Genomic DNA, 2,708 nt, shown 5'->3' with positions numbered 1-2,708 from the left:
TTTCTTACAGCCCTTCCTCTGGCCAGGTCTGGTTATGGCGGGGTGGCCAGTGATTTAGCGGGCACAGCTTCAGCGAAGGGAGGGCAGTGAGGAAGTCCGGGTGAAAAAACAAAAGGCTCTCTTGCCCGGACAAGCAGACCCTGCCTATCACGGAGTGCGCAGCCATATCATGGATGCCGGCGAGAAACAGGGCTCTTGCCTTTCTCCAAGGTTTCCGGTCCCTCCAGCACCAGCCGCCCCTCCTCCCGCAGCCAGGCGAGAACTTCGCCGGGGATGCTCTCCTGGGCCAGCAACTCCTCCGTCGTCAGCTCCCCTTTTTGCAGCCGGTCGAGCAGCCGGTCGTTGTGCCGGGTGCGGGTGACCCGCTGATGGTAGTCGCGGTAGACCAGCGAGGCGCCGAGGACGGCGATGATCCCCATCATCAGCCAGAAGATGCCGTGCTCGATTTCGACGTGGAACGCCTCGAGGCTGAGCTTGGTGCCGATGAAGAAAATCAGCTGGTAGGCGAGGTCCTCCAGCCGCGGGAGCTTCTCCAGCAGGCGGACGAAGAAGCCGGCAGCGAAGCGCAGGAAGATGATGCCGAGGATGCCGCCGATCCAGACCACCAGCAGCTTGTCGCTCATGGCGACGGCGGTGGTGATGCTGTCGATGGAGAAGGCGATGTCGGTCAGCTCGACCACGACGACCACCTTCCAGAAGCTGGCGGCCGTTTTCGGGCGCACCTGGTGGGCGTCCTCCTTGTTGAAGAAGAACATGTGCTTCATCGCCAGGTAGACCAGGTAGCCGCCGCCGATCAGCTTGAAGACCCAGAGCTGCATCAGGTGGGCGGCGAAGATGAGGGCAATGAAGCGGAAGACGAAGGCCCCGACGATGCCGTAGGTGAGCGCCTTGCGGCGCTGCTCCGGCGGCAGGGTGCGCACCAGGATTGCCAGCACCAGGGCGTTGTCGACGGAGAGGATTCCCTCCAGCACGGTCAGGGTGGCGATGGTGAGCAGGTCGAGGGGGACCAGGGCGTGGAATTCGGCGGTGATCTGGGCGAGAAGATCAATCATGTAAGTCCTGAGTCTAAGGTCCCGGGTCCTAAGTCCAGGGACCCGGGACCCGCGACCGCCGTTAAGCCCTGGCCTGCGGCAGCAGCTCCTCCAGCAGGGCGAAGAGCTCTTCCAGGTCGGCCATGGTCATGTCGGCCATGTGGGGAATGCGAAAGGTGGTGTTTTTGATCTTGCCGTAGCCGTTGTCGATGGCGTAGCCGCGGGCGCCGGCCAGTTTCTTCAACTGCTCCAGATCGGTGCGGTCGTCGTTGCGGCCGCAGGTGAGGGTCTGCGAGCGGGCACCCTCGGCGGCAAAGAGGGAAAAGCCCTGGGCGAGAACCCAGGCGCGGGTCGCTTCGGCCATCTGGCGGTGGCGGGCAAAGCGGTTCTCCAGCCCCTCGGCGAACATCTTGGCAAGCTGGTGATCGAGGGCGTAGATCAGGCTGATGCAGGGGGTGCTGGGGGTGTTGTCCTTGGCGTCGTTCGCCTCGAATTCCTCGAAGTCGAAGTAATAGCCGCGGTTGGGCGTGCTGCGGGCCTTCTCCAGGGCGCGGCGGGAGACGGCGAAGACCGCCAGTCCCGGCGGCAGGCCGAAGGCCTTCTGCACGCCGGCCAGACAGACGTCGGTGCGAAGGGCGGTGACGTCGAGGGGGACGGCGCTCATCGAGGAGACGGTGTCGACGATGAAGGAGACGTCGGGATACTTCTGCATCACCTCGGCGATCTCTTCGAGCGGCGACATGACGCCGGTCGAGGTCTCGTTGTGGACCACCGTCAGGGCGTCGTACCTGCCGGTGGCCAGCGCCTTGTCGACCATTTCGGCGGTGATCGGCTGGCCCCACTCGGCACTGAAGGAATCGGCCTCGAGGCCGCAGCGGCGGGTGACGTCGTGCCACTTGCCGCTGAAGGCGCCGTTGCCGAAGTTGGCGCAGCGCTTCTGCACCAGGTTGCGCACCGCCCCTTCCATCACGCCGAAGGCGCTGGAGGTCGAGAGGAAGACCGGGTCGGTCGTGTTGAGCAGCTGCTTCAGGCCGCTGGTGACCCGGCGGTGGATTTCGGCATATTCCTTCATGCGATGGCCGATCATCGGCGCGGCCATCGCTTCCAGCACGTCGCGGCTGACCTCGACCGGTCCGGGGATGTAGAGTTTCTTGGGCATGGCGTTCTCTCTGCTCCTGACGGTGGAAAAGACCGTAGGGGCGACGCATCCGGCCGCCGCAGCTTGCGCTGCTCTGGCGGAGGCGGCTGCGAGCCCCTACATATCGCGCAAACCTTACCCATTTGGCGCCTCCCTGTCAAGCGTGTTCCCTCGTTGACAGACGGCCTCCCCGCAGGTACGATGCGGAGCGACGGTAGGCAGTCACCCCCTTATGGAGTTGCTCATGCGCTTTACCGACGAACAGATCCGCCGCCTCGCCGACGCCCTGCTGACCGACCTGCTGGAGCGGGGCGGGGCACGGCTGAAGGCCGAGCGCGGCCTGGTGCAGGGGCGCATCGAGGCGATCATCCGGCGCAACCTGGCCGAGGAGGAAGACCTCGACCGCGAGGCGCAGAAGCTGCTGGCGGCGCACCTGCGCGGCGCGCCCGCCGGCATCGACCAGCAGCGGCTGCTGGCGATGATCAAGAAGAAGCTGGCGGAAGAGAAGGGGATGCCGTTATGAAGCTTTCCGAACAGCG

General features: G+C 65.0%; 3 protein-coding genes. 1 reads left to right on the top strand and 2 read right to left on the bottom strand.

The genetic code is table 11. The annotated features are described in order from the left end of the window. Positions 1-167: 167 nt before the first annotated feature. Complete coding sequence (locus tag VD811_00400) at positions 168-1,052, bottom strand: TerC family protein (protein HXV19430.1); 885 nt, start codon at positions 1,050-1,052, stop codon at positions 168-170. Positions 1,053-1,113: 61 nt separating this feature from the next. Beyond that, the gene (locus tag VD811_00395) at positions 1,114-2,190 is read right to left on the bottom strand and encodes an alanine--glyoxylate aminotransferase family protein (protein ID HXV19429.1); all 1,077 of its coding nucleotides are present in this window, start codon (positions 2,188-2,190) and stop codon (positions 1,114-1,116) included. 223 nt (positions 2,191-2,413) lie between these two features. Between VD811_00395 and VD811_00390 the strand changes: the two genes are divergently transcribed. Then, the gene (locus tag VD811_00390; GenBank protein ID HXV19428.1) at positions 2,414-2,692 is read left to right on the top strand and encodes a DUF507 family protein; all 279 of its coding nucleotides are present in this window, start codon (positions 2,414-2,416) and stop codon (positions 2,690-2,692) included. The last annotated feature ends 16 nt before the right edge of the window (positions 2,693-2,708 follow it).

Source organism: Desulfuromonadales bacterium (genome assembly GCA_035620395.1).
Classification (GTDB): Bacteria; Desulfobacterota; Desulfuromonadia; order Desulfuromonadales; family DASPGW01; genus DASPGW01.
Note: the sequence above shows the minus strand (reverse complement) of the source record. Positions and strands in the feature narration are given on the sequence as shown.

Bases quoted from the DNA above. Each gene is read 5' to 3' on its own strand.
- VD811_00400 (HXV19430.1), bottom strand. From the start codon at position 1,052: ATGATTGATCTTCTCGCCCAGATCACCGCCGAATTCCACGCCCTGGTC.
- VD811_00395 (HXV19429.1), bottom strand. From the start codon at position 2,190: ATGCCCAAGAAACTCTACATCCCCGGACCGGTCGAGGTCAGCCGCGAC.
- VD811_00390 (HXV19428.1), top strand. From the start codon at position 2,414: ATGCGCTTTACCGACGAACAGATCCGCCGCCTCGCCGACGCCCTGCTG.